Origin of the sequence: Nostoc sp., from assembly GCF_036917515.1 — a bacterium.
GTDB lineage: Bacteria > Cyanobacteriota > Cyanobacteriia > Cyanobacteriales > Nostocaceae > Nostoc.
The window spans coordinates 68038-74731 of sequence record NZ_JBALDE010000101.1; the positions used below are offsets into that span (position 1 = coordinate 68038).

Annotated in this window: 6 protein-coding genes and 4 pseudogenes; 4 read left to right on the forward strand and 6 right to left on the reverse strand. The window is 42.5% G+C overall.

Annotated elements, in window-relative coordinates; translation table 11 throughout:
* Positions 1–141: 141 nt before the first annotated feature.
* The 3 genes and pseudogenes from V7K89_RS12280 to V7K89_RS12290 all read right to left on the reverse strand — a co-directional run.
* Entirely contained in the window at positions 142–1710 is a 1569-nt protein-coding gene (locus tag V7K89_RS12280; protein ID WP_335187416.1) for a metallophosphoesterase family protein, read from the reverse strand.
* Positions 1711–1777: 67 nt separating this feature from the next.
* Positions 1778–2137: pseudogene (locus tag V7K89_RS12285) on the reverse strand (hypothetical protein).
* Positions 2118–2372, reverse strand: a pseudogene (locus tag V7K89_RS12290) (transposase); the annotation flags it as partial. The pseudogenes V7K89_RS12290 and V7K89_RS12285, both read right to left, overlap by 20 nt.
* A 54-nt stretch (positions 2373–2426) precedes the next feature.
* Here V7K89_RS12290 and V7K89_RS12295 point away from each other — a divergent pair.
* Positions 2427–3139 (forward strand): annotated as a pseudogene (locus V7K89_RS12295) (IS1 family transposase).
* Positions 3140–3408: 269 nt separating this feature from the next.
* Here V7K89_RS12295 and V7K89_RS12300 read toward each other — a convergent pair.
* From V7K89_RS12300 to V7K89_RS12310, 3 genes are all read right to left on the reverse strand, one after another.
* The gene (locus tag V7K89_RS12300) at positions 3409–3738 is read right to left on the reverse strand and encodes an MgPME-cyclase complex family protein (RefSeq protein ID WP_335187418.1); all 330 of its coding nucleotides are present in this window, start codon (positions 3736–3738) and stop codon (positions 3409–3411) included.
* Between the two features lie 61 nt (positions 3739–3799).
* Positions 3800–4519: a SnoaL-like polyketide cyclase gene (locus V7K89_RS12305; RefSeq protein WP_335187420.1), complete on the reverse strand. Its 720-nt coding sequence runs from the start codon at positions 4517–4519 to the stop codon at positions 3800–3802.
* Positions 4520–4660: 141 nt separating this feature from the next.
* Positions 4661–5386: a pyridoxine 5'-phosphate synthase gene (locus V7K89_RS12310; protein WP_335187422.1), complete on the reverse strand. Its 726-nt coding sequence runs from the start codon at positions 5384–5386 to the stop codon at positions 4661–4663.
* Positions 5387–5520: 134 nt separating this feature from the next.
* Between V7K89_RS12310 and V7K89_RS12315 the strand changes: the two genes are divergently transcribed.
* From V7K89_RS12315 to V7K89_RS12335, 3 genes and pseudogenes are all read left to right on the forward strand, one after another.
* Complete coding sequence (locus V7K89_RS12315; protein WP_335187424.1) at positions 5521–5658, forward strand: hypothetical protein; 138 nt, start codon at positions 5521–5523, stop codon at positions 5656–5658.
* 155 nt (positions 5659–5813) lie between these two features.
* Positions 5814–6421 (forward strand): annotated as a pseudogene (locus V7K89_RS12320) (IS982 family transposase); the annotation flags it as partial.
* A gap of 76 nt (positions 6422–6497) precedes the next feature.
* On the forward strand, positions 6498–6632 hold the full coding sequence (locus V7K89_RS12335; RefSeq protein ID WP_335187432.1) for a hypothetical protein: 135 nt from the start codon (positions 6498–6500) through the stop codon (positions 6630–6632).
* The last annotated feature ends 62 nt before the right edge of the window (positions 6633–6694 follow it).

The window sequence follows — 6694 nt, forward strand, 5'->3', positions numbered from 1 at the left end:
TCATAACTCTATTCAAGATTAGGATATACCTAGCTTTTGTCTTAATGCAAAGGTGCATTTGGTAAAACGCCAAGATGCAGCACTGAGATTTGATTTTCAAGTGAGATGAGGAATGGTGTCTTCAATGACTTTGCATCCCGTTTAGATAACAAAAGATTCAAGTTCTGTGTTATGCCACTTTTGTTCAAGCCGTTCAGTAATCAACGGTCTGATGATAAACTTGGGCGGGCTGCCATCTAGAACATCAATCCGCACACATGAATAAGGTAGTCGGTTCTGGAAATTGTAATTATGACGGCCCACAAATAGCGTTGAATCCGCAACTTTCCGAGTGGATTTACCTGCAATCTCAGCAAAAGTTTCCATCAATTCAGTTCCTTCTCGCCTTTGATAGCGGGGACGATGACCGCTACCACCAGAGATAATACAGTTAATGTGCGAGTCTGCAAATCCGGTATCAGTTGTGCAAAGATGCTCTAAACAGTGAGCGTGTCCATTTAAAATCAAATCGACTATGGGACGTTCTTTAATTAGAGAACCAAGAGTTTCTGCTACTTGTTCAAACACCCAGCGCAAGCGGTGGCGAACCGCCAAGGTTTGTGCCTGATTCCACTTGGTAGCTTCTGTAACGTAGGGGGGATGGTGGAAAAAGATGACACGTCCGCGCACTTGGGACGTATTCCAAGATTCGATTAGTCTGCTTCGCAACCATTCAAGTTGTTCAAAGTCGATCGCAGGCGTTTGATGGGATGCTAGTTGTTTTTCAATATCAATTTTGATTTCGTTGATTTGGTCTAATTTAGCATTAAGGTCATCAAGTTGTTCCGCTTCGGTGGATTTATCTGGGTTGAGGCGATCATATATTCCCAAAATCTCCAATTCTTCCCGATCTATTTCCTGGCGACGCTTTTGTAATTGCCGACGGTAAATTTCCCCCTCTTGAGTTGCAGGTAAAGGTGATGGTGTATTAAAAGTATTAGAATCCAATGCAAAAAAGTCAATCCCGCCGTAACGAAAGGTGTAATAGCGATTGGGTAAACGGGTAAACTGTCCAGGTTCATAACGCAAACAGCGCCCTTTGTCGGTCTTAGCTGTGTAGTGCCGATCTAAATGATGTTCTAACTCTTGTGGAGATATCGCCTGGGTATAGTCCATAAATGCTCGTGCATAAGCATTACCTTGATACGATCCATGCCAGCCAATCTCGATATCTTTATAGCGGAACAGGCGACGTAGTGACGATGTTGTACCAGTAAATAAACGGTACATCAACGGCACATCGTAGTAATCATGATTACCGAGTACTGGCAAGAACGGCAGATTAAACACCATGCGATCATAAGGAATGCTGTTCGGGTTGTTGCCACCGACAAGAAATTCGTGGTAAGGCTCAATAAAGTTTGTTGAGTAATATTCTTGGGAACCCACCACATAGATGACATCACCAGTGTGCAATACAAAACTGCAATCATCACGGTGAGTCAGCATTAGTTCGGCAACTTTTCGTTGGGGGTGGTGTCGAGAATGAGATTTAGTGCCAGAATCACCGATAACCATAAAGGAAAATTCTGGATTATCTTGCCTGCGATCGTCAATAACTATACTAGTTTGGTCAATTCCCCGTTGCACAAAACTTGGATGCATCCACCGCACCCGTTCCTTCATCTTTTGAATTTTCACAGGAATCGGTGGATCGGAAATCAATTTCATGGCTGATAACTCTTGAATGTCTTTAGAGGATGTTTGAAAAGTCCAAGTCGGTAAAAAATCATGCAAGTCATCTGACCATAAGCCGAATCATAGCAAAGTAAATGAAAGTTTCAGTTGTTTCGGGTAATTGCTCATATTCTTTGCTAAGTCAGCGACACCAGTTGAGCCAACGGAAAGTACACTCAACCACCGAGGGCTTGGGAAATAAAACGAATCCTTTACGTTGTTGAGGTTGCAGTACAACTTGCATAATCCAACTGTATAAATCCATCAACCAACAGCCTTGGACTAGAACATCAAAAATGGCGTTTAGCACTGCCCACATATCCACTTTTCTTGGATGACTACCAGGTTTAACCTTGGGAATGAAAGGTTCAATTAACTCGAATTGCCTGATTATCAGGTTACTAGTAGTCTGGCAAGTCAACAATACTTGGTGAGATATCCGGATATAATCGTCCCATTTTATTGCGTGCATCCGTAATTTGAAAGCGCCAATTTACACTTGCTTTTAGAGAATTGCGATCGCTCTACCAAGAAGCGATTTCTTGAGATAGTGTTTGAACGTCAGCAATTCGTCTTTCTAAGCATTGACGAGCTAAAACGGATAACTCAATCTCAATTTGATTTAGCCAACTCCCATGCTTAGGCGTATAGTGGAATTATAATTTTTGGCGTTGCTGAAAAGGTAATGAAATGAGTGCAATAATGGACAAATGAAATGTCCTGAATGCAGCTCTACCCAACTACTCAAGAATGGTCGTCGTGACCGACAGTGCTACAAGTCTTGCAGTACGGTCGTCAGTTTCTAGAATCTTATCGACCTTGGAGCTACTCGAATGATGTCAAACAACTGTGCATGAAAATGTACCTTAATGGGATGGGACTACGGGCAATTGAAAGAGTGACTCAGATTCACCACACCACGCTGATTCATTGGATTCGGCAAGCGGGTATTAACTTACCCGACGTGCCTGAGTCTCTTGGAAATACCGGAGGTAACACAAATCGATGAACTACAAACTTTTGTCGGCAACAAGAAAAACAAGTTCTGGTTGTGGACTATAGCAAACAAGTGAACACCTGGTATTCTCGCTTGGGTTTTAGGCGATGTCTACGACAAGCCGCAAAGCGTCTACGCAGTAGTGAAACATTTAAACCGCTATGGTAAAAGGTAAAAACCTGGCATAGCCTCTTTTATGTCACACGAGGCTCTGCTGTTTATCCTTGTTTTATCAACGATGCAGACCACCTTGTCAGCAAAACTTACATAACCAGGGTGGAAAGTGAAAACACAAGGGTTAGCCACTACTTGGCACAGTTACATCGTTCTTCCCTGTGTTATTCCAAGTCGGTTGAAATGTTGCGATTATCCGTCCGTTTATTGTTGCACTATTTGAAGTACAAAACTGTTCCACTTCCGGCTTAAATCATTACAGTTTCAGCAATGCCAAGTTGGCTACTAAAGCAGAAGTTAAATCGTTTCATCAAGTGAAGGCATCGCATCGCACGTCTACTTCTGAGGGATTGTCTGGGCATCTTCACCGCCAAACACTATGCAGCAATTATTCCTAATACTGTCAGTAAAAAACTACATTGATCAACCTAATCAGGAATGGGGAAAAAGCAGAGGATTCAAAGAAACAAGGGGAAAATTTTGCACCCTCTGCCTCTTTCCCAGTGCCCAATGCGCTATGCCTAAGATACGGTAGCTAACGATGCTAAAGCATCAGGTATTGCCTCAGAAGGAGCCTGGAATTCTCCAGTGATGACATACTCTAAACGCAGTTTTAACCAAGTAATAAATTGAGGATTTGTAGAAATAATTGCTACAGATGGTTGGGGACACTTTGCCTTTAGCTCTTTAAACTCTGGTGTTTCCAAGAAAGCTGGTTGCTCGACCAACCAAAAATCTATTTGTTTTTCTTGTTCGTGGTAGTTACGGGTGCGTTCTTTGAGAACTTCATGTATAGGTTCTTCTTGGAGAAGAAAGCGTTTACTTGCCAAAACGTAATGGTATGTTTGCATTTTCATCCTTTGGTTGTTATGTGAATAATTTCAGGGCACAGTGACTCTGTACCCTTACAAGCTAACTTTTTTGAGATTTCTTGAACCAAGAACTGAACGGACAAGCACTCTTCTGGTTTTCAGATTTTATCTGTTTGCCACCAGATGTTAGCTTTTCCAAGAACAGATTATTGTCAAAGTAGTGTTCTAAAGAAATAATCTTCAAGTCATCGGTAACTTTTGCAATGCTCATGCCGATAATTTCTAGTGTCTCTCCAGTAGGTGCATGGTCTTTGTATTCTCCGTTAAAATGTCCCCAATGCCGCCATTTAAATGTTACATTCGGTGGTCCTGAGAAAACTTCCAGCACTTCCCAAGGAAATCCTTGGGGAAATGTTGTGTGGAAGACTTTTGCGGATGATTCAAAGCTTTCTTCTGAAGCCTTGTAATGCTCTGAATCAGCCATAAATAAATTGTAAGTACCTTGGGCTGATACATCTGCTGCTGTGTACTCTACTCCACCATTGGTACTGACGCGAAACTGTTCATTAACAATAGATAACCACTGTTGCGGGTTAGCTTTGAATGATACCTCCATCTCAAAGGTTCGCACCAAGTTTTGTACGATCGCTTCCAGTGTTCCTTCAAGATGATTGTAGGTACTTTCTTTTGCAAGATTCTCTTTTGAACGGGAATAATCAGGCGGTGTCTGATAGCGCCACTCGACATCAGTACTTTCTGCTATCACCTTATTTCTATCCTGTACCCAAAGTGGCAGGTTGTTAGATTGTGTTGCGCTCATAGAAGTTTTTGCTGAAGATTTGATCCCAATTTCTAGATTTCGCAGTGACAACCCCTCTAAATGTTGGGGACTGGGGACTGGGGAGCAGGGGAGAAGTTGCAGTAAGTTTTTCCCCTCTGCCCAATGCCCAATGCCCAATGTCTATCCCCCATTCCCTCTTATAGCTTGTTTCATTTCCCGGACTGCTCTTTCCATACCTACTAATGCTGCCCGACTGATGATGGTATGACCAATGTTCAGTTCTTCCATACCTGGAAGCGCAGCCACCGGATAGACGTTCCAGTAAGTGAGTCCGTGACCAGCGTTGACTCGCAATCCGGCTTGAATCGCTTGCTCACAACCTTTAGCTAATATGGCAAATTCTCGCTGGCGATTTGTTTCATCCTTAGCCTCAGCATATTGTCCGGTATGCAATTCAATAAACTTCGCCTGTATCTTGACAGATGCTTCAATTTGTGCTGGTTCGGCATCGATAAATAAACTAACTGGAATGTTAGCGCTTTGCAATTTATCGACTATTTCACCTATTCTAGCAATTTGCCCAACAATATTTAGTCCGCCTTCTGTTGTTACTTCTTCGCGCTTTTCCGGGACTAAGGTCACGTAATCTGGTTTGATATCGAGAGCGATCGCTAGCATTTCATCTGTAGCAGCCATTTCTAAATTCAGATGCGATCGCACTGTTTGCCGCAACAGTAGTACATCCCGATCTTGGATATGCCGCCGATCTTCGCGCAGATGCACCGTAATTCCATCAGCACCCGCTAATTCTGCCAGTACCGCCGCCGCTACCGGATCTGGTTCCACCGTCTGCCGCGCTTGCCGGATGGTGGCGATGTGGTCAATGTTAACGCCAAGTGTAGGCACCCCAAATTTCTCCCAAATCCACATTCCTTAGAACTTGATTTTACCGGAAATAGCGGTAGTTTTTTAAGAAGCTTAAGACAGATTACACATAATAAAATGCAATGTTTAAGAAGGGCTGTGACGCCAATAAAAAAATGGGAAGCAACCAATATACTTTGACAGAGTTCTTGGAAATTGCGATTGACAAGTTGTTTCGATACAGCAGTTTGTTTTACCACGCTTGCGATCGCAAAGTAAGTTATGAGTTTGTCGTTGCAACTACTTTAACGTGAGTTCGACGGATAGAAAAGCCCAAAAAGCCCGCTAGATGGGAATTGGCTGAACTGGGGAGGTGAAGTGCCATCGCTACGATTGATTGAGAATCAGCAAAAAAGTCACAAAAAAATGCCGAGATTAAGAATATCTAATAAAAATAGGGGTCTCGGCTGTGTCCACTATTGTATCTCGCCTCGACGTCACGCAAATTTTTTGCGACGTAGATGATTTCTGTAACCAATGGGAAAATCTATGGCAGCAAGTACCACAGTTACCATCCATAAGGGGAAAGCGCCGCAGTAAATCAAAAATGCATTTATCAGAGGTGATGACAATTGCAATCGCATTTCATGGTAGTGGTTATAAGACTTTCAAGGAGTTCTACACGTTGCACGTACTACAAAGTTGGTGTGGAGCGTTTCCCAACTTGGTGAGCTATACCAGATTCGTGGAACTGATACCTTGGTGTTTGATGTTGTTGTGTTGTTTTTTGCATACAAGAACGGGAGAAATTACAGGAATTAGCTTTATCGATTCCACGCCAATTAATGTTTGTCACAACTGTCGGGCGCATTCTCACTCTTGTATTTAAAGGATTAGTGAAATGGGGCAAAAATTCTGTGGGCTGGCACTTTGGGTTTAAACTCCATTTGATTATTAATGATTGCGGAACCTTGAGCATTTCAGCTAACTTCAGCCAATGTGGATGACCGAAAACTAGTCCCAGATATGACTAAAGACTTAATTGGTAAACTGTTTGGTGACAGAGGATACATCTCTCATACTAAGTTGCAGTCAGATGTAGTAGGGTATTGGAGGGGATAACCAAAATAAAAATAAAATTCTGTGGGTGCATATGGCTCAAGTGACGCAAGCCTTTCCTCATCTAGATTTAGAAACGGTAAAGCAGAAAGTAAAGACGGCATTATCCTATTGGGAAAGACAAAAATGGCAGGTTATATATAGCGGTTCTCAGTTGGGTGCAATATAGTAACAGCAGTGGGTGAACCATCCAATAATGTCTTTTTTAGTTACCGCATTCAGAGCATTTGT

Coding starts and splice junctions, on each gene's coding strand:
- V7K89_RS12315 (WP_335187424.1), top strand. CDS start 5,521: ATGGGAAGCAACCAATATACTTTGACAGAGTTCTTGGAAATTGCGATT.
- V7K89_RS12305 (WP_335187420.1), bottom strand. CDS start 4,519: ATGAGCGCAACACAATCTAACAACCTGCCACTTTGGGTACAGGATAGA.
- V7K89_RS12280 (WP_335187416.1), bottom strand. CDS start 1,710: ATGAAATTGATTTCCGATCCACCGATTCCTGTGAAAATTCAAAAGATG.
- V7K89_RS12335 (WP_335187432.1), top strand. CDS start 6,498: ATGGCTCAAGTGACGCAAGCCTTTCCTCATCTAGATTTAGAAACGGTA.
- V7K89_RS12300 (WP_335187418.1), bottom strand. CDS start 3,738: ATGCAAACATACCATTACGTTTTGGCAAGTAAACGCTTTCTTCTCCAA.